Below are 20,027 nucleotides of genomic sequence, written 5' to 3'. Positions count from 1 at the left end.
TTTAGCCTAAATATATCCGCTCATTGGCACACAGCTGCAGAAAACATTGCGGTCGCCAAATACATCATCCAGACGTTTCACCGTCGGCCAGTATTTGTTAGCGCTGCCGGCCGGGAACACCGCCAGTTCGCGGGTGTACGGATGCGCCCAGTCGCCGACGATTTCTGTCTGCGTATGCGGCGCGTTCACCAGCGGGTTATCTTCCAGCGGCCATTCGCCATCAGCAACACGATCGATTTCCATGCGGATCGCCAGCATCGCATCAATAAAGCGATCCAGCTCGATTTTGCTTTCTGATTCCGTTGGTTCAACCATCAGCGTTCCCGCCACCGGGAATGACATGGTTGGCGCGTGGAAACCGTAATCGATCAGACGTTTAGCAATATCCAGCTCGCTAATACCGGTCTGCTCTTTCAGCGGACGAATGTCGAGAATACATTCGTGCGCCACGCGGCCATCGCGGCCGGCATACAGAATCGGATAAGCAGATTGCAGACGGCTGGCGATATAGTTGGCGTTCAGAATTGCCACCGAACTGGCTTGTTTCAGGCCTTCCGCGCCCATCATGCGGATATACATCCAGCTGATTGGCAGAATCGATGCGCTACCGAACGGTGCGGCAGAAACCGCGCCCTGTTGCGTCAGCACGCCATCAATTTGCACTACGCTGTGACCCGGCACGAACGGCGCAAGATGCGCTTTCACACCGATTGGGCCCATGCCTGGACCGCCACCGCCGTGCGGGATGCAGAAGGTTTTGTGCAGGTTAAGGTGCGATACGTCCGCTCCAATGTAACCTGGCGTGGTGATACCGACCTGCGCGTTCATGTTGGCGCCGTCGAGATACACCTGGCCGCCGTGCTGATGCACGATCTGGCACACTTCGCGGATGGTTTCTTCATAAACGCCGTGCGTTGACGGATAGGTCACCATGATGCACGACAGCTGCTCACCGACCTGTGCGGCCTTCTCACGCAGATCGCCGAGGTCGATGTTGCCTTGTTTATCACAGGCCACTACCACCACAGACATGCCCGCCATTTGCGCAGATGCCGGGTTGGTGCCGTGCGCCGAGCTTGGGATCAGGCAGACATTACGTCCACCTTCGTTGCGGCTTTCGTGATAACGACGAATCGCCAGCAGACCCGCGTATTCGCCCTGTGCGCCCGAATTGGGCTGCATGCACAGCGCATCGTAGCCGGTCAGCTGCACCAGCCATTGCGACAGCTGGGCAATCATCTGCAGATAACCCGACGCCTGCTCAGCTGGGCAGAATGGGTGCAGTTCGGCGAACTCCGGCCAGGTGATCGGAATCATCTCCGCTGCGGCATTGAGTTTCATGGTGCAGGAACCGAGTGGGATCATCGCCTGGTTCAGCGCCAGATCCTTCTTCTCCAGGCTGTGCATGTAACGCATCATCTCAGTTTCGCTGTGATGACGGTTGAACACCGGATGCGTCAGGAAAGCGCTCTCACGTACCTGACCCGCCGGAATCGCGCTGTTTTCCGCAGCAACGGCGGCATCCAGCGCATCAATGTCCTGGCCGTGCGCATCGCCCAGCAGGATCGCGAACAGCGCCAGCACATCTTCACGTGCGGTGGTTTCATCCAGCGTAATGCCGACGGCATTGTGGATATCGCTGCGCAGGTTGACGCCAAAGCTCTGCGCGCGGTTCAGCACCGCCGCTTTATCGGCCACTTCAACCGTCAGCGTATCGAACCAGCTGTTGTGACGCAGCTTCAGGCCACCGTTTTGCAGGCCCGCCGCCAGAATGCTGGTCAGACGGTGAATTCGTGATGCAATGCGTTTCAGACCAACCGGACCGTGATACACCGCGTAGAGACCGGCGATATTCGCCAGCAGCACCTGCGATGTACAAATGTTGGAGTTGGCTTTCTCACGACGGATATGTTGCTCGCGGGTTTGCATCGCCATGCGCAGCGCGGTGTTACCGGCGGCATCGCGCGATACACCAATGATGCGGCCAGGCATTGAGCGTTTATGCTCGTCGCGGCTGGCGAAGAACGCGGCGTGTGGTCCGCCGTAACCCATCGGCACGCCGAAACGCTGGGCAGAACCGAAGACGATATCTGCGCCCTGCTTGCCTGGCGCTTCTAACTGCACCAGCGCCATGAAGTCTGCGGCTACGCTCACCACCACTTTGCGGCTTTTCAGCTCGGCAATCAGTGCGCGGTAATCGTGCACTTCACCGTGCGTGCCAACCTGCTGTAGCAATACGCCGAACAGATCGTCGTGATCCAGCACCTTGTCAGCACTATCAATAATTAGTTCAAAACCAAAGGTTTCTGCGCGGGTGCGCACCACATCCAGCGTCTGTGGATGGATGTCATTGGCGATGAAGAATTTGGTAGCGGTTTTCAGTTTGCTGACGCGCTTGGCCATCGCCATCGCTTCGGCAGCCGCGGTCGCTTCATCCAGCAGTGACGCGGAAGCGATATCAAGACCGGTCAGATCCAGCGTCAGGGTTTGGAAGTTCAGCAGCGCCTCAAGACGGCCCTGTGACACTTCTGGCTGATACGGCGTATATGCGGTGTACCAGCCTGGGTTTTCCAGCATGTTACGCAGGATAACCGGCGGTGTGATCACCGCGCTGTAGCCCATGCCGATCCAGGATTTGTAGCGTTGGTTCTGACTGGCAATGGCTTTCAGCTCTGCCAGCGCTTGCTGCTCGGTCGCGGCGTCGCCCACTGCCGGCGGGCCAGGCAGTTGGATATCGGCTGGCACGATAGAACTAATCAATGAAGAGAGCGAACTGGCACCGATCGCTTTCAGCATTAAGTCCTGTTGTTCCGGCGTAGGACCGATGTGGCGCTCAATGAAAGCACCGTTGTGTTCAAGCTGGCTGAGAGTCTGGGTCATTTGCAGTAAATCCTGAATCGGGCTGGGTTACAAAAATGGCGTTAAATCAGGCAGATAAAAAAGAAGGTGGCGCAGCGCGTCACCTTCTAAAACTACCGGTTACTCGTCGATCGCGGCTTTGTAGGCATCAGCATCCAGCATGGCGTCGAGCTCTGACGCGTCGCTGGCTTTGATGCGGAACAGCCAACCATCGGCGTACGGCGCACTGTTCACCAGCTCTGGCGAATCGCCCAGTTGGTCATTCACCGCAACAATTTCACCGCTCAGTGGCGCGTAGATGTCTGAAGCTGCTTTCACCGACTCCGCAACGGCGCAGTCATCACCGGCCGCGAAAGTGGCGCCAACGTCTGGCAGATCGACAAACACCATATCACCCAGCAGTTCCTGTGCGTGTTCGGTGATACCAACAGTAAAGGTGCCGTCGGCTTCTTTACGTACCCACTCGTGGCTATCGCGGTATTTCAATTCACTTGGCACATTGCTCATTGGCCATTTCTCCTGAAAAAATTACTGGGCGACCGGCTTACCGGCGCGAACAAAAATCGGTTTGGTGACGTTTACTGGCATTTCACGGTTGCGGATTTCCACAATCGCCTGCTCACCAATTCCGGCCGGCACACGCGCCAGCGCGATGCTGTAACCCAAGGTTGGTGAGAAGGAACCACTGGTAATAATACCTTGCTGCGGCTGACCTTGTTGATCGGTGAAACGCACCGTTAAGCCGTTGCGCAGCACGCCTTTTTCGGTCATCACCAGGCCAACCAGCTTCTCGGTGCCGTGCTCGCGCTGCGCCTGCAGGGCATCACGACCAATGAAATCGCGATCGGCAGGTTCCCAGCTAATGGTCCAGCCCATATTGGCGGCGAGCGGCGAAACGCCTTCATCCATCTCCTGACCGTACAGGTTCATGCCCGCTTCCAGACGCAACGTGTCACGCGCGCCGAGCCCCGCCGGTTTGACACCTGCGGCCAACAGCTGCTGCCAGAAAGCGGCGGCTTCAGTAGCAGGCATGGCAATCTCATAACCCGCTTCGCCGGTGTAACCGGTGGTGGCGATAAACAGGTTTTCTGCCTGCACGCCAAAGAAAGGTTTCATCCCGGCAACAGCATCACGCTGAGCGGCGCTAAATAGCGTTTGTGCTTTCTGCTGCGCGTTTGGACCTTGCACCGCAATCAGCGCCAGATCGTCACGCTCGGTCAGCTCCACGCCAAACGGCTGCGCATGCTGTTTAATCCACGCCAAATCTTTCTCACGCGTGGCGGAGTTCACCACCAGACGGAAGAAATCTTCGCTCATAAAGTAAACAATCAAATCATCAATGACGCCAGCGGAGGCATTCAACATGCCGGTATACAGGGCTTTGCCCGGCTGGGTCAGCTTGGCGACATCGTTCGCCAGCAGATAGCGCAGGAATTCGCGGGTACGTGCGCCGCGCAGATCGACGATGGTCATGTGGGAAACATCAAACATGCCGGCATCGTTACGCACCGCGTGATGCTCATCCATTTGCGAGCCGTAATGTAGCGGCATCATCCAACCGTGGAAGTCCACCATGCGCGCACCGCTTGCCTGATGCTGTTCGAATAGAGGCGTTTGCTGAGTCATAACCATCCTGTGAATACAAGTGAGTGTGACGCGCCTGCGTCGCCTTAGAAGGCTGACGCAAACGTTCTCTTTATGCTGAAGTTATCACCTAATGCGGCAATTAACCATGAGGAAAACGAGGGCGAAACACTACCACCTTTCAATGAGCCACCGAACAGCCACTAGCATAAATCACTGCGTTATTGTGATTAGCCTCGCACAAAATACGACTAAATTACTTTCATGCAGCAAATTGAGGGAATAGACGCCGCAGGTTTAAGAAATGGTCCGGCGTGCGCAGGGCTTTGTCATGAATTAATCTAATGCGAATTAAGGGGTAAAATTAGAATAAATCAAACGAGGCGCGATTGCGGTGCAGCGCTGCATTATTACGGTGCAGCAGAGAAAGGTGAGGTTGATTTGGGCGTAATGGGTGTCAGTTGAACGGTCGCCATGAATGGCGACCCTACGGATATTTGGTGGGAGTTTATAGGGTGCGCATTCATGCGCACCGGGGATACAGAGGTGATTAGCGTATCCAGTTGGGTAGATCGTTAAGCCCCATCGCCTGTTTCAGCATCAGCGGTTTGACGCCCGGCAAAGTATCGGCGAGCTTGAGGCCAACATCACGCAGCAGCTTTTTCGCCGGATGGGTGCCGGCAAACAGTTCGCGGAAACCTTGCATTCCTGCCAGCATCATCGCCGCGCTGTGCTTGCGGCTGCGCTCATAGCGACGCAAATAGAGATGCTGCCCGATGTCTTTGCCTTCCTGATGCAGGCGGCGAATTTCACCAATTAATTCAGCTGCATCCATAAATCCAAGATTCACGCCCTGCCCTGCCAGCGGATGGATGGTGTGGGCGGCATCGCCGACCAGCGCCAAACGGTGCGCGGCAAAGTTACGCGCATAACGCGCTGTTAGCGGGAAGGTTTTACGTTCGCTCTCGACCTGACACAAGCCAAGGCGCATATCAAACGCCACCGACAGCTGCTGATTAAATAGCGCTTCCGGCATCGATTGCACGCGCGCCGCTTCCTGCGGCGAGAGCGACCAGACGATCGAGCATAAATGCGGATCCTGCATCGGCAGAAACGCCAGAATACCGTCGCCATGGAACACCTGACGCGCAATGGCATCATGCGGCATATCGGTGCGGATGTTTGCCACCAGCGCGTGATGCTCGTAATCCCAGAAGGTCAGCGGAATATCTGCTTTGTCACGCAGCCACGAATTCGCGCCGTCGGCAGCCACCAACAAACGGGCGCTCATCATGCTGCCATCTTGCAGCGTAATGAAGGCTTCGTTATCGCCAAACGCCACTTGCTTTAACTGTGCCGGGGCAAACAGCGTGATATCGCTGCTCTGACTGGCGCGCTGCCACAACGCGCTGTGAATCACTTCATTTTCAATGATATGACCGAGGTGCGATAAACCCTGCTGCTCATCATCAAAGCTGATCGAACCGAAGCTATCCTGATCCCACACTTCCATGCCGTGATAGGCGCTGGCACGCAGCGCCAGAATGCTCGACCAGACATCGAGCTTTTGCAGCAGGCGCTCGCTGGCAGCGTTGATGGCGGAGACGCGAATCGACGCATTGGCCGCCGGATCAAACTGTGGCTCGGGTGCTTTTTCCAGCACGGCAACGCGTAAGCCGCTGCCTTGTAGTCCGCAGGCGACGGCCAAACCCACCATGCCGCCTCCGGCAATTGCCACATCAAAAGTTTGCATTGCTGCCCCTTAATTCGTGCTTAACGCTTAACCCAGCCGAGCGTGCGCGCGGCAAGTGGATTTCGTAGCCAAGGCAGATGGTCCATTGCCACCAGCCCAAGATTTCGTCCTGCTACCAACGGCGCATAGCGGTTAGCAAACAGTCGGACTAAACCGTCAGTGACGCCAACCGTGGCGGCACGATCCGGCTGACGTCGCGCGGCAAAATGCTGCAATACCGCGAAACTGCCGGGATCTTGCTGCTGACGATGTGCGCCCGCCAGCGTTTCTGCCAGCGACATCACATCGCGCAGACCGAGATTGAAGCCTTGTCCGGCAATCGGATGCAGCGTTTGTGCCGCGTTGCCCACCAGCGCCAGACGATGCGTCACCTGACGTTCGGCGGTTTGCAGCGCCAGCGGATAATGCTCGCGTTGACCGGTATGCGTTAAACGCCCCAACCGCCAGCCAAATGCGCGCTGCAATTCTTGCAGGAAAGTGGCATCGTCCCACTGCTTAATGGTTGCTTGCGCCTCAAGCGGATGGCACCACACCAGCGACATGCGGTTGTCGGACATCGGCAACAACGCCAGCGGGCCGTGCTCGGTAAAGCGCTCAAAAGCGCGGCCCTGATGCGGCAACTGCGTCGACACATTGGCAATCACCGCCAGCTGCTGATAATCGTCGCGCTGCCAGGTGATGCCGCAGGACGCGCCTAAAGGTGAACGCGCACCGTCGGCGGCCACCAGTAATGCGCCTTCCAGTTGTTCGCCGCTGTTCAACATAACCTGCACATTATCCGCCGTACGCGATACCGAGGTAACGTGATCCGGGCAGCGCAGCGTGACGCCTGGCGCTTTCTGCAGGCGTTGAAACAGTCGCTGGCCGACATCAAACAGTTCGACCACCTGGCCGAGCGCGGGAACCTGATGATCTTGTGCTTTAAGCGAAACAAAGCCGGTATGACCGCGATCGGAAACGTGAATATCGGTAATTGGCGTGGCGCAATCGGCCAGCGAGCGCCACAGATCGATATCCGCTAACTGCTGGCAAGTACCTGCCGCCAGAGCAATCGCGCGTCCGTCGAAGCCGGGATGTGCGCGGCTATCGGGCTGGCTGCGCTCAATCAGGGTAACCGGCAGTTGGCCTTGTGTCAGATGTGAAATCGCCAGCGCCAGAGTCGCACCGGTCATACCGCCGCCGGCAATCAAAATGCTCATGCGTGACGTGCCGCCGCCATCAAGGCTTCAATCGCGTCGGCGTCTTTCACTACGCTGTCGGTGAGATTTTCGTTGCCGTCAGCGGTGATGACGATGTCATCTTCGATGCGAATGCCAATACCGCGATATTGTGGCGGCACTTTGGCATCTGGCGCGATATACAAGCCAGGCTCAACGGTCAGCACCATGCCCGGCTCAAGTAAGCGGTCGCGGCTTGGCGTGCCGTAATGGCCAACATCATGCACATCCAGCCCCAGCCAGTGGCCCAAACCGTGCATGAAGAACGGACGATGCGCCTGCTCTTCAAACAGCGTATCGATGTTGCCATCCAGAATGCCGAGATCGACCAGCCCGGTGATCATGATGCGCACCACTTCGTCATTGACGTCATGAATGCTGATGCCCGGACGGAACATCGACAGCGCCTTGTAGAGCGAGGCCAGCACGATGTCGTAGATAGCACGCTGCGGCTCGCTGAAGGTGCCGTTAACCGGGAAGGTGCGAGTGATATCGCCCGCGTAGCCGTGGAATTCACAGCCTGCGTCGATCAGCACTAAGTCGCCATCGCGCATCTCACATTCGTTTTCGGTGTAGTGCAGAATGCAGCCGTTTTCGCCGGAACCGACAATGGTGTTGTATGAGGGGAAACGCGCGCCGTGGCGATTGAATTCGTGATGAATTTCGCCTTCCAGCTGATATTCAAACATGCCGGGACGACAGGCTTGCATCGCTCGCGTGTGCGCCAGCGCGCTGATTTTGCCAGCGCGGCGCAGAATCTCAATCTCTTCCGCACTTTTGAACAGGCGCATTTCATGCACCCACGGACGCCAGTCGGTAACCGTATCCGGCGCACTGAGGTTCTGACGGAAGCCGCGACGCAGTTTTTCCAGCGCGCTGAACACCAGCCGATCGGCTTCAGCATATTCGCCCTGCGCGTGGTAAACCACATCCAGCCCGTTAAGCAGTTGATGCAGCTGCTCGCCAATGTCATCCCACGGCAACGCACGATCTACGCCCAGTTTTGCGGGGGCCGCATCTTGTCCCAGACGACGGCCAAACCAGATTTCAGCGGTGAGATCGCGCACGCGATTGAACAGCACGCTGTGATTGTGCTTATCATCGCTTTTAATCAATACCAGCAGCGCCTGCGGTTCGTTAAAACCGGTGAAATACCAGAAGTCACTGTTTTGCCGAAAGTTGTATTCGGTGTCGTTGCTGCGCGTCACTTCAGGTGCAGCAAAAATCAATGCAGCGCTGCCTGGCGCCATGCGGGCAATCAGCGCCTGACGACGTTGTTGAAACGTATCCAAGGTAATCATGTTTGCACTCCCTGTTGAAGACGGGCCACAACGCGCCCGCATTGACGCGCTTAGTGTAACGTAGGTTTCTGTACTTCTGGTGCCGTTGGCTGATGCTGGCGCGTGAAAGTGTCATGGCATAGCAGAGCGGCAACACGCACGTACTCAATCACCTCTTCAAGCGACTGCTCTAGCTCTTCCTGATCTTCATCTTCGTCATAGCCAAGCTGTGCGATGGTGCGCAGATCGTCAATCGCTTCACCGGTTTCACCGGTCACTTTCTCCAGCTTAGGCTGAGTGACGCCCAAACCGAGCAGGAAGTGGTTTACCCAACCGGCCAGTGCATCCGCGCGATCGAATACCGTGATGTCATCATCTTCCGGCAACATCAGCTGGAACATAAAGCCTTCGTCTTCCAGCGTGGTCGCCAGGCTTTCATGCAGCGCTTGCAATGGCTGAGACAGGCTCTGCGAAAACGCCATGCCTTCGTTGGTGAGATCGTGAACCATGGTTTTCCAGCTGGTATCCTGATTGCCGCCGCACAGAATCCCGGAAAGAAGACCATGCATTTCGGCTGGCGTCATGCCCACGCCCTGCTGTGAAAGGGCCGCGGCCAGCGCGTTGTAACTCGGCGTTGCGTTCTGTAAAGACATAAGCTTTGGTCGTCGTTGGCGGAATAAGTTCGTGTTATGCTACCACCAGGTGCCTCTGGGTTTCCAGAAAAGGGGTTGTAACTTATAACTCGGGTATATATAGTTTCGCACCTCCCAACCCATTGACCGGTAAGGGAGATGCGATCGAAGTAATCAGTTAGGATGGTGGCATGTCTGCACAACCAGTAGATATTCAAATTTTTGGTCGTTCGTTAAGAGTGAATTGCCCGCCTGAACAGCAAGATGCGCTGAATCTGGCCGCAGAGGATCTCAATCAACGGTTGCAAGATTTAAAAGTTCGCACTAGAGTCACCAATACAGAGCAACTGGTGTTCATCGCCGCGTTAAACATCTGCCACGAGTTGGCACAAGAGAAAGGTAAGACGCGCGACTATGCAGCAAACATGGAACAACGTATCCGCATGCTGCAGCAGACCATTGAACAAGCGTTAGTAGAGCAAGGTCGCATAACTGACCGCCAGGGCCCTAATTTTGAATAACACTTCATGGTCCTCATGCTAGAGTGACGGTGAAGTAAATTTTCTCTGAGATGTTTGCAAGCGGGCCAGTCCCCTGAGCCGATATTTCATACCAACAGAATGTGACGCTCCACAATTTGTGCGCATGCTCGGTCCGTCCGAGAAGCCTAATAGTTGTGACGGCATGTTCACCTTGAACCAAGGGTTCAAGGGTTACAGCCTGCGGCGGCATCTCGGAGATCTCCATTTAGTTCCAATCTGCATCCCCCGGTTCGCATGATATAGTGCTGGAAACAGCCCAATCTGCCGGGGATATCATGTCAGCGCCCTCACTTCTCGACCGTCAAGAAATCCGTCAGCACGTGCGCCATTTGCGCCGCAATCTCACGTCTGAACAACAGGAACAGGCCGCCGATCAGTTGGCTGAACACGCCATCAACATTGCGCCGATCGCTAATGCCCAACGCATTGCGCTGTTTTTGTCTGTCGATGGAGAGATCAACACCCGCCCGCTGATCGCCAAACTGTGGCAGCAGAAAAAGCAGGTCTATTTACCGGTGCTCCATCCCTTCTCGCCTGGCAATCTGTTGTTTATCCGTTACACGCCAGAAACTTCACTCACGCCAAATAAGCTACGCATTCCGGAACCGCCGTTAGACATCACGCAGTTGGCAACGCTGGATCAACTCGATGTGATGCTGGTGCCGCTTGTAGCGTTTGATCATGCGGGTCAACGTTTGGGAATGGGTGGCGGATTTTACGATCGCACGCTGCATCACTGGCAGCAGCATGGTTTTCTTCCGGTGGGAATCGCACATGATTGTCAACGCGTAGAAGCGCTGCCGGTCGCCGCATGGGATGTGCCGCTACCCGCAATACTGACGCCATCTAAACTGTGGCAATGGGAAGCGTAAGCAGGAAAAACAAAGGGCGCCAATGGCGCCCAGTTTAATCAGTACAGCAGACGGGCGCGGATGGTGCCCGGAATCGCCTTCATCGCCTGCAGCGCTTTATCCGCTACATCTTTTTCCGCATCGATATCAATAACCACATAACCCATCACCGGCGTAGTTTGCAGATACTGAGCCGCGATGTTGATGCCCTGTTCGGCAAAGATCAGGTTGATGGCCGTCAACACGCCTGGACGGTTTTCGTGGATGTGCAACAAACGGCTCGCGCTCGCCGCATGCATTGGCAGCGAGACTTCCGGGAAGTTAACCGCAGACAGTGTTGAACCGTTGTCCGAATACTTCGCCAGCTTGCCAGCCACTTCAATTCCGATGTTTTCCTGCGCTTCCTGCGTTGAACCGCCAATGTGCGGCGTCAGGATCACGTTATCAAACTCGCACAGCGGAGAGTTGAACGGATCGCTGTTGGTTGCAGGCTCAACCGGGAACACGTCGATGGCGGCACCGGAGAGATGTTTGTTCGCCAGGGCATCACAAAGCGCCGGAATATCAATCACGGTACCACGCGCGGCGTTGATCAGCAGCGCGCCTGGCTTCATCAGCGCCAGCTCTTCGGCACCAATCATGTTCTGGGTAGATTGCGTTTCAGGAACGTGCAGGCTCACCACGTCGCTCATGTTGAGCAAATCGGAGAGATGACGCACCTGCGTCGCGTTACCCAGCGGCAGCTTGCTTTCAATATCGTAGAAGAACACGTGCATACCGAGGCTTTCTGCCAGCACACCCAGCTGCATGCCGATGTGGCCGTAGCCGATGATGCCCAATTTCTTACCGCGTGCTTCAAAAGAACCGTTGGCGACTTTATTCCAGATGCCACGGTGCGCTTTGGCGTTAGCTTCCGGAATGCCACGCAGCATCAGCAGCATTTCGCCAATCACCAGCTCAGCAACTGAACGGGTGTTGGAGAACGGTGCGTTGAACACCGGCACGCCGCGTTTTGCCGCAGCACCAAGATCAACCTGGTTGGTACCGATACAGAAACAGCCGACTGCCACCAGCTTTTCTGCGGCAGCAAAAATCTCTTCGGTCAGTTGGGTACGGGAACGGATACCAATGAAGTGCGCATCGCGGATGGAGGATTTCAGCGACTCCGCATCCAGCGCCCCTTTGTGAAACTCGATGTTGGTGTAGCCTGCTGCACGCAGGTTTTCCAGCGCACTCTGGTGAACGCCTTCCACCAGCAGGAACTTAATCTTGTCTTTTTCCAGTGATACCTTTGCCATTTCCCGACCCTATTCAGAATTCAATGAGGACTACCATAAGGTAGCCTTCTGTCAAAATATCAAAAATTTCGTGCGCAGCAATACAAACGATTGCCTTGGAGCCAGCACGCGCCCACGCGGAGACAGCACAATGCCGTACAAAATCGTGACATCCTGAGTGGACGAAGTACGAACTCACTGCTGATGAATCTTTTGTGACATAAGTCACCAAATTTCAGCCTGGCGAGAAAAGATGTTTTGCGGATGGAAATAACCGGCGCATTACGCGCGCCGGACAGATCATTTTACGATGGTTTTCACGCCGTCAGCGGTGCCAATCAGCGCGACATCGGCGCCACGTCCCGCAAACAGGCCAACGGTCACCACGCCAGGCAGCGCGTTGATGGTTTTTTCCAGCTCAATGGGATCGAGAATACGCAGATTATGCACGTCGAGAATAATGTTGCCGTTGTCGGTAATGACGTTCTGGCGATACTCCGGCAAGCCGCCGAGTTTAACCAGTTCACGCGCCACATAGGAACGCGCCATCGGAATCACTTCAACCGGCAGCGGGAAGTTACCCAGCACATCGACTTCTTTCGATGCATCGGCAATACAGATGAATTTCTTCGCCACCGCCGCAACGATTTTCTCACGCGTCAGCGCTGCACCACCGCCTTTAATCATCTGCATCTGCGGATTGATTTCATCGGCGCCATCAACGTAAACCGACAGCTCATCAATTTCGTTGAGATCAAAGACGTGAATGCCTAACGCTTTCAGTTTCTCCGTCGAGGCTTCCGAGCTGGAAACTGCGCCTTCAATCTGATTCTTCATGGTGCCGAGTGCATCAATGAAATGCGCCGCCGTTGATCCGGTACCTACGCCGACAATGGTGCCGGGCTCTACGTACTGCAGCGCTGCCCAACCTACCGCTTTTTTCAGTTCATCCTGGGTCATGGTATGTTTAAAACCTGTGCGACATCGAAGTGCGCGTAGTATAAAACAAGGCGCTGTAAAAAAGCGCGACTGTTAGACAGCCGATTTAACGCTTTGGAAGCCAGCCCGCAAAAATGCGCCGCAGCACAATTTGACAGTTTTATGGCATAGTAACGTCCACCCTGAACGAGAGAGAACAACAATGAAACGCCCGGATTATCGAACGCTTCAGGCGCTGGATGCTGTGATTCGCGAGCGCGGCTTTGAGCGTGCGGCACAAAAACTCTGCATTACCCAATCTGCGGTTTCACAGCGAATTAAACAGCTGGAAAATTTATTTGGTCAGCCGCTGCTGGTGCGCACCGTGCCGCCGCGTCCGACCGAGCAGGGACAAAAGTTACTGGCGTTGTTGCATCAGGTTGAGCTGCTGGAAGAGGAGTGGCTGGGTGATGATAACGGTGGAACCACGCCGCTGTTGCTGTCGCTGGCGGTCAACGCCGACAGTCTGGCAACCTGGCTGCTGCCCGCGCTGAAAGATGTGCTGGCCGATTCGCCGGTGCGCCTGAATTTGCAGGTAGAAGATGAAACCCGCACGCAGGAACGTCTGCGTCGTGGTGAAGTGGTCGGCGCGGTGAGTATTCAGCCGCAGCCGCTGCCAAGCTGCTTAGTGGATCAATTGGGCGCGCTCGATTATCTGTTCTGCGCCTCACCTGATTTTGCTGCACGTTACTTCCCAAATGGCGTGACGCGCTCTGCGCTACTGAAAGCGCCGGCGGTGGCGTTTGATCATCTGGATGATATGCACCAGGCGTTTTTACAGCAGAACTTTGACCTGTCGCCGGGCAGCGTGCCTTGCCACATCGTTAACTCGTCAGAAGCCTTTGTGCAGTTGGCGCGTCAGGGTTCGGTGTGCTGTATGATTCCGCATCTGCAAATTGAGCGCGAGTTAGCGCAGGGTGAGCTGGTGGATTTGACGCCAGGCCTGTATCAGCGTCGGATGCTGTACTGGCACCGGTTTGCGCCGGAAAGTCGTTTGATGCGCAGCGTGACCGATGCGCTGATTGCGCACGGACATCGCGTGCTGCGTCAGGATGTGTTGCCCGTTTAAGCAATGCGTTGCATATGATTGCAGGTGCGCATGTATGCGCACCTAACGAAAATCCCAACAAATAACCGTAGGGTCGCCATTAATGGCGACCTGGTAAACAGACTTACGGCGTATTCGGTTTGATTTCGAACACCACATCCACCTGATCGTCAAAGTGAATGCTCTGCTGCTCGTAAGTTTGCTGCGCGGTGGTATCGGCTGGTGCAGCGGCAGCTTTATACATGCGCGCCATCGGCATCGGCTGGTAGTTCGCAACGTGATAGCGGATGCTGTAAACCGAACCTAACTTAGCGTTAAACCCTTCTGCCAGCGCATTGGCCTGCTGCGTAGCATTGGCGATCGCCACTTTACGCGCCTTCTCTTTATAGCTGTCCGGATTTGCGACACCCAGTTCAACCGAACGAATTTCATTCAGGCCAGATTTTAACGCGCCATCCAGCAGCTCGTTCAGCTTGTCCAGCTGACGCAACGTTACCTGTACCTGACGCTCGGCACGATAGCCTTTCAGTACCGACTTACCTTCTTTGGTGTAATCGTACTCTGGCTGCGTGCTGAGGTTTGCCGCATCAATATCTTTTTTCTCAATACCGTTCTTTTGCAGGAAATCGAAATATTGCGCCACGCGGTCATCAGCTTGCTTTTTCGCTTCCGCCGCGTCTTTCGACGAAACACTCACCACAATAGCGAGCCTGGCGATATCAGGCGTGGCATCAACGCTTGCCTGTCCAGACGTCACCACATGCGGTCCATTCGGCAATTCGCCTGCCTGAACTAAACCGGACAGTGCGCCGGTGCTCATTACGGCGGCCAGCGCCAGTGCTTTCAGTTTCACGAAAGTCCTCCTTGAGGGATTCAATTTGCAGGTCGCCACTATGGCTAAACCCAAAACACATTACCATGCGTGATGCTCTGAGTTTTGATTCAGCAAAAAGTTCGGGCACTCTGCTGTTTTAACCTCGCCGCGATCGCAAATTTAGCGGTACAGATTCGCCAAAAAAACACTTAAACGTTTCTATTAAAGAAACACTTCTGGGTTCGGGAGAGTTGCCAATGACAGAACAGCCGCTTAGCCAAGCTGCCGTCAGCGTTCGCGCTGGACGCACGCGCTTTCTGATGCTCGGTCTGGTGTTTATTAACATCATTATCAATTACATGGATCGTACTAACCTGTCGGTTGCCGCTACCGCAATGGCGGGCGAACTGCGCTTCACACCGATGGAGATGGGATTGATCTTCTCTGCTTTCGGCTGGATCTACGCTGCACTGCAGATCCCCGGCGGCTTCCTCATCGACCGCCTTGGCGCGCGCGTGGTCTATGGCGTCGGTTTGTTTGCCTGGTCGCTGATCACCGCGTTGCATGCACTTGCTAATAGCTTTGGCGCGCTGTTTGGTCTTCGGCTCGGCGTGGGCGCGTTTGAAGCGCCGGTGATGCCCTCCAACAATCGGGTAATTTCCAGCTGGTTCCCGGAGCAAGAGCGCGCCAGTGCGATCGGTATTTACTCCTCAGCACAGTTTGTCGGCCTCGCCTGCATGACGCCGCTGCTGTTTCATCTGCAGGATGCGTTTGGCTGGCGCGGGCTGTTTTTGATTACCGGAGTTGCGGGGATGATTTGGGCGCTGGTGTGGTATTGGCTCTACCGCGAGCCGAATCAGCATCAAGGCGTATCCGAAGCGGAGCTCAACTATCTGCGCGACAACGGTGCGCTGCTGGAAAGTAGGCAGAATACGCAGCAGTCCAAAGCGCGCTGGGGCGATTTGGCGCAGATGTTCCGCAGTCGCAAATTGGTCGGCATCTATTTTGGCCAGTTCACCATTTCTGCCACTTTCTGGTTCTTCCTCACCTGGTTCCCGACCTATCTGGTGGAGTATCGCCACATGGGCTTCATCAAAAGCGGTTACGTGGCTTCGGTGCCCTACTTCGCCGCCTTCTGCGGCGTGCTGCTGGCCGGTTTTGCCTCGGATCGCATGATACGTCGCGGTGTCTCCGCCAGTGTGGCGCGCAAGCTACCGGTGATCCTCGGCCTGTTCCTGACGCTGTTTATCCTTGGAGCCAACTATACCGATGATTCCACGCTGATCATCCTGTTTATGTCGCTGGCGTTCTTTGGCAACGGCCTGGCGACCATTACGTGGGTGTTTGTCACGGCGCTGGCACCGCGCCATTTGATTGGTCTGGCGGGCGGCGTATTTAACTTTACCGGCGCGCTCTCCTCCATCGCGGTGCCGATTGCTATTGGTGCGTTAATCGATGGCGATAACTTTGCGCCAGCACTGGCATTTATCGCCGTGCTGGCGGCGATTGGCATCTGCAGTTACCTGTTTATTGTCGGGAAAATCGATCATGTTAGCGCGGAGTGATGACGGTTTGCGCCAGCGATTGCAGCTGTTGCAGCCGCTGCGCGAGGTGCGCCTCATCGTCCTGCCAGATTTTGGCGAACGCCAGCGCCGCACGGTTGTTATCAATCGGCTGCGCCATGCTGATTTCACCGTCATCGCGATGCCAAATCAGGTAACCCTCAGCACGCTTACGCGCCAGCAGCGGCGCGATTTGCAGCCACTGTTCGTCGCTAAAACGCGGACGCAGCGCCTCATCGCTTTCCGCCGCCAGCAACGACACGCCAATCACCGATTGCCATGCGGGCAGCATGCGGAAACCGGCCAGCGCCTGGCTGGCGTTGATGCGTTCACCGGGCTCCGAGTGCCAGATATAGATCACCTGATCCTCCCACAGCACGCCCAGCGCCACCACGATATCGCGCGGCGCATGCAGTTCCAGCTGCGGCAACGCCTGCGCAAACAGCGAAGATCCGCGAATCGCTTGTGCCGCCAGCGCGTGAATGCCGGGGCCGGGCAAATAGCGTCGATGCTCATCCTGCGTGGTCAGTCCAATCGATGCCATGGTCATCAGCAGTCGATTTACACGTGTGCTGTTCATCCCCATCTGGCGCGCCAGTTCACGACAACCCACGGCTTTATCACTGGAAACCAGATATTGCAGGCAGCGAATACCGTCAATCAGGCTTTGGTTGGGTTGAGAAGACATAGATCACCTGCGGCGGGCAAAATCCAATCTTAGCCTTAGAGTCAGAGGAATGAAATGATGCAGACTTTCTCTACGCAAAATGTGCGCGACTTTCCGCAACAACGGCTACAAGCGGAGTTAGTGATCGTCGGCGGCGGACTGGCGGGCGTGTGTGCCGCGCTCGCCGCCGCACGCGATGGCCTTGATGTGGTGCTGATTCAGGATCGTCCGGTACTGGGCGGCAACGCTTCCAGCGAAGTGCGCTTGTGGGCCAACGGCGCTACCTCGCACATGGGCAATAACAATCGCTGGGCGCGCGAAGGCGGCATCATGGGCGAAATCATGGAGGAGAACCTGTGGCGCAACAAAGAGGGCAATCCGGTGCTGTTCGATATGGTGCTGCTGGACATGGTGCAGGCGCAGCCCGGCCTGACTTTGCTGCTCAATACGGTTGTTACCGATATCGAAAAATCTGGCCGCCGCTTGCAGTCAGTGCAGGCATTCAATGCCATTAATCAAACGCGTTATCAGGTTTCGGCGTCACAGTTTATCGATGCCAGCGGCGATGGCGTGTTGGGCTATCTGGCCGGTGCGGCGCATCGCGTGGGCGCGGAATCTGTGGAGGAGTTTGGCGAGAAGATGGCGCCGGGGGAAAATTTTGGCCACAAGCTCGGGCATTCCATTTACTTCTACACCAAGCGCGCAGCGCAACCAGTACGCTTCGTTGCGCCCTCTTTCGCACTGAAAGAGATCACCGCCATTCCGCGCTATAAACGCCTGAGCTCAGAACTGAACGGCTGTGATTTATGGTGGCTGGAATGGGGCGGACGGCTCGATACCGTGCACGAGAGCGAAACCATCAAGTGGGAGCTGTGGAAAATTGTCTGGGGCGTGTGGGATTACATCAAAAACTCCGGCGAATTCCCCGATGCCGATAACCTCACCATCGAATGGGTTGGCCTGATTCCCGGCAAACGCGAGAGTCGGCGTTTTCTCGGCGATACCCTGCTTTGCCAGCAGGACATCATCGAACAGCGCGATCACTACGATGCAGTGGCATATGGCGGCTGGTCGATTGATCTGCATCCGGCCGACGGCGTTTACAGCGAACACGATGGCTGTCGTCAGTTCCACAGCAAAGGCACTTACACCATTCCCTTCCGCGCGCTCTACAGCCAGTCGCTGGATAACCTGTTGTTAACCGGCCGACTGATCTCCGCTACGCACGTCGCCTTTGGCAGCGCACGTGTCATGTGCACATGCGGCGTGCTGGGCGAAGTGGTGGGTCGCACGGCAGCGCTATGTCAGCAGCAGCAGATCACGCCCGCCGAGCTGGCGCAGCCGGACCGCGTTGGCCAGCTACAGCAGCATCTGCTGCGTCAGGGTGCGTTTATTCCACGACATCCGTTGGCGAACCCCGCGCATGATGCGCACGTCACAGTGAGCAGCACCTTACAACTGCGCGCCCTGCCCGCCGATGCCGGTTGGCAGCCGCTGAAATCCCGCTGTGCGTTGCTACTGCCGCTCAAAGCGGGCGAACGTTTGCCTGCGATCAACGTGCAGCTTCGCGCCGCAAATGCGCAGAAATTACAGGTATCGCTGCTCACCAGCGATAATCCGGCGAATACCTGCGGCGATTGCCATCTGGCCACGCAGAACATCACGGTGAATCAACAAGCCACCTATCGACTGAGCTTTGATTATCGAGCCGATTGCGATCGCTATGTGTTTATCGCCTTTGAGGAGAATGCCGCGATTGAGTTTGCGCTGACCAGCCAGCGTTTGCCGGGCGTGATGATGGTCTTCAACAGTCTGAATCCGCGCGTGGCGAAACGCACCCGGCAGATTAACGATGGCGATTACGGCGTTGATGAGTTTGATTTCTGGCTGCCGCGCCGTGCTCCGCAGCAAATCCTGCTGGCTTTTGCGCTGGAAACACCGCTGCAACTTTGGCACCGCGACTATCTGCTCAACGGCAAGTTACGCCCGGAACAGCACACCAATTGTTGGGTGCCAGCGCAGGATGATGCGCATCCCAACGCGTGCTGGCATTGGAACGAGCCGCAGCGGGCAAAACAGATTACTTTGCTGTTCGACAACGACTTCGATCATGCGATGGAAACGGTGCAAATGGGGCACGCACAGACGGTGACGCCGCACTGCACCACGCATTACCGGGTATGGCTGGATGAGATGCTCTTGGCTGAGGTGACGGAAAATCATCACTCGCTGTGTCATCACGCGGTGCCAGAAGGCGTGAGTTTTAGCCAGATTCGGCTGGAGTTGCTCGCCAGTGCGGGCGCGCTGCCCGCACTGTACGGATTACATCTGCATTAGAGAGCGGCAATGCCCTGACGCGCCAGCTGAATGGCGATAAACCACATCACGCCGCCGACCAGCAGATTGATAATGCGCTGCGCCCGCACGGTGCGCAGCCGTGGCGACAGCCACGCCGCCAGCAACGCCAGGCCGAAGAACCAGATGATTGATGCACTCACGGTGCCAAATGCAAACCAGCGACGCGCATCTTCAGAGGGAAGCTGGCTACCGAGGCTGCCGAGCACCACAAAGGTGTCGAGATAGACATGCGGATTGAGCCAGGTGACTGCCAGGATGGTGGCGATAATGCGCCAGCGCCCTTGTTTCAGCTCTGCGTCAGATGCCAATGAAACATCGCCCTTCCACGCACTGCGCAGCGCGCCCCAGCCGTACCACAGCAGAAATGCCACGCCCGCCCAGGTGATCAGCATCAATAAGAAAGGCGATTGATTCAACAGCGCGCTGCCGCCAAAAATCCCACCGCAGATCAGAGCAATATCGCTGACGGTACACAGCGATGCGGTCATCAAATGGTAGTGGCGTTTGATGCCCTGATTCATTACGAAAGCATTTTGCGGACCTAACGGCAGAATCAGCGCAGCACCAAGAGCAAGCCCTTGTAAATAAACAGATAACACGGAAAT

General features: G+C 56.1%; 17 protein-coding genes and 1 other RNA gene. 6 read left to right on the top strand and 12 right to left on the bottom strand.

Features of this window, described 5'->3' with window-relative positions; all coding sequences use genetic code 11:
• Positions 1–6 precede the first annotated feature (6 nt).
• From gcvP to BM323_RS08675, 7 genes are all read right to left on the bottom strand, one after another.
• Positions 7–2,880 carry an aminomethyl-transferring glycine dehydrogenase gene (gcvP, locus tag BM323_RS08705; RefSeq protein ID WP_008108249.1) on the bottom strand — a complete coding sequence of 958 codons (2,874 nt, stop codon included), beginning with the start codon at positions 2,878–2,880 and terminating at the stop codon, positions 7–9.
• 99 nt (positions 2,881–2,979) lie between these two features.
• Positions 2,980–3,366 (bottom strand): glycine cleavage system protein GcvH, encoded by a 387-nt coding sequence (gene gcvH / locus BM323_RS08700; RefSeq protein ID WP_008108250.1) that lies wholly within the window; start codon positions 3,364–3,366, stop codon positions 2,980–2,982.
• Between the two features lie 21 nt (positions 3,367–3,387).
• Positions 3,388–4,485, bottom strand: coding sequence for a glycine cleavage system aminomethyltransferase GcvT (gene gcvT, locus BM323_RS08695; RefSeq protein ID WP_008108251.1), 1,098 nt, complete (start codon positions 4,483–4,485; stop codon positions 3,388–3,390).
• Positions 4,486–4,993: 508 nt separating this feature from the next.
• On the bottom strand, positions 4,994–6,196 hold the full coding sequence (gene ubiI, locus BM323_RS08690; RefSeq protein ID WP_036649467.1) for an FAD-dependent 2-octaprenylphenol hydroxylase: 1,203 nt from the start codon (positions 6,194–6,196) through the stop codon (positions 4,994–4,996).
• A gap of 20 nt (positions 6,197–6,216) precedes the next feature.
• On the bottom strand, positions 6,217–7,395 hold the full coding sequence (ubiH, locus tag BM323_RS08685) for a 2-octaprenyl-6-methoxyphenyl hydroxylase (protein ID WP_008108253.1): 1,179 nt from the start codon (positions 7,393–7,395) through the stop codon (positions 6,217–6,219).
• Entirely contained in the window at positions 7,392–8,714 is a 1,323-nt protein-coding gene (pepP, locus tag BM323_RS08680) for a Xaa-Pro aminopeptidase (RefSeq protein WP_008108254.1), read from the bottom strand. Before pepP ends, ubiH begins: the two co-directional genes overlap by 4 nt.
• Before the next feature lie 50 nt (positions 8,715–8,764).
• On the bottom strand, positions 8,765–9,346 hold the full coding sequence (locus BM323_RS08675) for a YecA/YgfB family protein (protein WP_008108255.1): 582 nt from the start codon (positions 9,344–9,346) through the stop codon (positions 8,765–8,767).
• 170 nt (positions 9,347–9,516) lie between these two features.
• Here BM323_RS08675 and zapA point away from each other — a divergent pair, with 170 nt between their 5' ends.
• The 3 genes from zapA (at position 9,517) to BM323_RS08660 (ending at position 10,739) form a co-directional block, all read left to right on the top strand.
• Positions 9,517–9,846, top strand: a complete 330-nt coding sequence (zapA, locus tag BM323_RS08670) for a cell division protein ZapA (protein ID WP_007890288.1) — start codon at positions 9,517–9,519, stop codon at positions 9,844–9,846.
• A 39-nt stretch (positions 9,847–9,885) separates the two neighbouring features.
• Positions 9,886–10,069, top strand: a non-coding RNA gene (ssrS, locus tag BM323_RS08665) — 6S RNA.
• Positions 10,070–10,142: 73 nt separating this feature from the next.
• On the top strand, positions 10,143–10,739 hold the full coding sequence (locus BM323_RS08660) for a 5-formyltetrahydrofolate cyclo-ligase (RefSeq protein WP_008108256.1): 597 nt from the start codon (positions 10,143–10,145) through the stop codon (positions 10,737–10,739).
• A 38-nt stretch (positions 10,740–10,777) separates the two neighbouring features.
• On the opposite strand, the gene serA is transcribed toward BM323_RS08660, so the two are convergent.
• Together serA and rpiA are read right to left on the bottom strand one after the other, a co-directional pair.
• A complete protein-coding gene (gene serA / locus BM323_RS08655; protein WP_008108257.1) occupies positions 10,778–12,016 on the bottom strand; it encodes a phosphoglycerate dehydrogenase in 1,239 nt (412 codons plus the stop codon).
• Between the two features lie 279 nt (positions 12,017–12,295).
• Entirely contained in the window at positions 12,296–12,955 is a 660-nt protein-coding gene (gene rpiA / locus BM323_RS08650; RefSeq protein ID WP_008108258.1) for a ribose-5-phosphate isomerase RpiA, read from the bottom strand.
• 181 nt (positions 12,956–13,136) lie between these two features.
• On the opposite strand from rpiA, the gene BM323_RS08645 reads away from it, so the two are divergent.
• Complete coding sequence (locus tag BM323_RS08645; RefSeq protein ID WP_008108259.1) at positions 13,137–14,042, top strand: LysR family transcriptional regulator ArgP; 906 nt, start codon at positions 13,137–13,139, stop codon at positions 14,040–14,042.
• A gap of 103 nt (positions 14,043–14,145) precedes the next feature.
• On the opposite strand, the gene BM323_RS08640 is transcribed toward BM323_RS08645, so the two are convergent.
• Positions 14,146–14,874: an oxidative stress defense protein gene (locus BM323_RS08640; protein WP_008108260.1), complete on the bottom strand. Its 729-nt coding sequence runs from the start codon at positions 14,872–14,874 to the stop codon at positions 14,146–14,148.
• A 218-nt stretch (positions 14,875–15,092) separates the two neighbouring features.
• On the opposite strand from BM323_RS08640, the gene BM323_RS08635 reads away from it, so the two are divergent.
• On the top strand, positions 15,093–16,400 hold the full coding sequence (locus BM323_RS08635) for an MFS transporter (protein WP_091003665.1): 1,308 nt from the start codon (positions 15,093–15,095) through the stop codon (positions 16,398–16,400).
• On the opposite strand, the gene BM323_RS08630 is transcribed toward BM323_RS08635, so the two are convergent.
• Positions 16,387–17,085: an IclR family transcriptional regulator gene (locus BM323_RS08630; RefSeq protein ID WP_008108263.1), complete on the bottom strand. Its 699-nt coding sequence runs from the start codon at positions 17,083–17,085 to the stop codon at positions 16,387–16,389. The two genes, BM323_RS08635 and BM323_RS08630, sit on opposite strands and share 14 nt — an antisense overlap.
• 57 nt (positions 17,086–17,142) lie before the next feature.
• Between BM323_RS08630 and BM323_RS08625 the strand changes: the two genes are divergently transcribed.
• Complete coding sequence (locus tag BM323_RS08625; RefSeq protein WP_036649488.1) at positions 17,143–19,401, top strand: FAD-dependent oxidoreductase; 2,259 nt, start codon at positions 17,143–17,145, stop codon at positions 19,399–19,401.
• Here the strand turns inward: BM323_RS08625 and argO are convergent.
• Entirely contained in the window at positions 19,398–20,021 is a 624-nt protein-coding gene (gene argO / locus BM323_RS08620; RefSeq protein WP_008108266.1) for an arginine exporter ArgO, read from the bottom strand. The two genes, BM323_RS08625 and argO, sit on opposite strands and share 4 nt — an antisense overlap.
• Between the last annotated feature and the right edge of the window lie 6 nt (positions 20,022–20,027).

Source organism: Pantoea sp. YR525, from assembly GCF_900116775.1.
Taxonomy (GTDB): Bacteria; Pseudomonadota; Gammaproteobacteria; order Enterobacterales; family Enterobacteriaceae; genus Pantoea; species Pantoea symbiotica.
Note: the sequence above shows the minus strand (reverse complement) of the source record. Positions and strands in the feature narration are given on the sequence as shown.

What these genes read in the sequence shown, in the direction of transcription:
- gcvP (WP_008108249.1), bottom strand. Translation starts at nt 2,880, where the DNA reads ATGACCCAGACTCTCAGCCAGCTTGAACACAACGGTGCTTTCATTGAG.
- gcvH (WP_008108250.1), bottom strand. Translation starts at nt 3,366, where the DNA reads ATGAGCAATGTGCCAAGTGAATTGAAATACCGCGATAGCCACGAGTGG.
- gcvT (WP_008108251.1), bottom strand. Translation starts at nt 4,485, where the DNA reads ATGACTCAGCAAACGCCTCTATTCGAACAGCATCAGGCAAGCGGTGCG.
- ubiI (WP_036649467.1), bottom strand. Translation starts at nt 6,196, where the DNA reads ATGCAAACTTTTGATGTGGCAATTGCCGGAGGCGGCATGGTGGGTTTG.
- ubiH (WP_008108253.1), bottom strand. Translation starts at nt 7,395, where the DNA reads ATGAGCATTTTGATTGCCGGCGGCGGTATGACCGGTGCGACTCTGGCG.
- pepP (WP_008108254.1), bottom strand. Translation starts at nt 8,714, where the DNA reads ATGATTACCTTGGATACGTTTCAACAACGTCGTCAGGCGCTGATTGCC.
- BM323_RS08675 (WP_008108255.1), bottom strand. Translation starts at nt 9,346, where the DNA reads ATGTCTTTACAGAACGCAACGCCGAGTTACAACGCGCTGGCCGCGGCC.
- zapA (WP_007890288.1), top strand. Translation starts at nt 9,517, where the DNA reads ATGTCTGCACAACCAGTAGATATTCAAATTTTTGGTCGTTCGTTAAGA.
- BM323_RS08660 (WP_008108256.1), top strand. Translation starts at nt 10,143, where the DNA reads ATGTCAGCGCCCTCACTTCTCGACCGTCAAGAAATCCGTCAGCACGTG.
- serA (WP_008108257.1), bottom strand. Translation starts at nt 12,016, where the DNA reads ATGGCAAAGGTATCACTGGAAAAAGACAAGATTAAGTTCCTGCTGGTG.
- rpiA (WP_008108258.1), bottom strand. Translation starts at nt 12,955, where the DNA reads ATGACCCAGGATGAACTGAAAAAAGCGGTAGGTTGGGCAGCGCTGCAG.
- BM323_RS08645 (WP_008108259.1), top strand. Translation starts at nt 13,137, where the DNA reads ATGAAACGCCCGGATTATCGAACGCTTCAGGCGCTGGATGCTGTGATT.
- BM323_RS08635 (WP_091003665.1), top strand. Translation starts at nt 15,093, where the DNA reads ATGACAGAACAGCCGCTTAGCCAAGCTGCCGTCAGCGTTCGCGCTGGA.
- BM323_RS08630 (WP_008108263.1), bottom strand. Translation starts at nt 17,085, where the DNA reads ATGTCTTCTCAACCCAACCAAAGCCTGATTGACGGTATTCGCTGCCTG.
- BM323_RS08625 (WP_036649488.1), top strand. Translation starts at nt 17,143, where the DNA reads ATGCAGACTTTCTCTACGCAAAATGTGCGCGACTTTCCGCAACAACGG.